Source organism: Microbacterium sp. ZXX196 (assembly GCF_009709595.1).
Lineage (GTDB): Bacteria > Actinomycetota > Actinomycetes > Actinomycetales > Microbacteriaceae > Microbacterium > Microbacterium excoecariae.
This window is the reverse complement of the sequence record NZ_WMEE01000566.1, coordinates 1-229: the sequence shown is the minus strand read 5'-3', so window position 1 is coordinate 229 and position 229 is coordinate 1. Positions and strand designations below refer to the sequence as shown.

1 protein-coding gene is annotated in these 229 nt (G+C 63.3%); it reads left to right on the top strand.

Annotated elements, in window-relative coordinates; translation table 11 throughout:
* Nucleotides 1-14: 14 nt before the first annotated feature.
* Nucleotides 15-229, top strand: a 215-nt coding sequence (locus tag GJQ66_RS13990; protein ID WP_230379715.1) for a DUF3817 domain-containing protein, incomplete at its 3' end; no start/stop codon positions are given.

Below are 229 nucleotides of genomic sequence, written 5' to 3'. Positions count from 1 at the left end.
CCCGCTACCGGGTGATGGCCTACGTCACTGCCGTGATGCTCCTCGTGCTGTGCGCCTGCATGGTGGCCAAGTACGGCTTCGGCACGGGCAAGGACCTGACCCTCGTGGTCTCCCAGATCCACGGCGTGCTCTACATCATCTACCTGGTCTTCGCCTTCGACCTGGGCTCCAAGGCGAAGTGGAAGTTCGGCAAGCTGCTGTGGGTGCTGATCTCCGGCACCATCCCGAC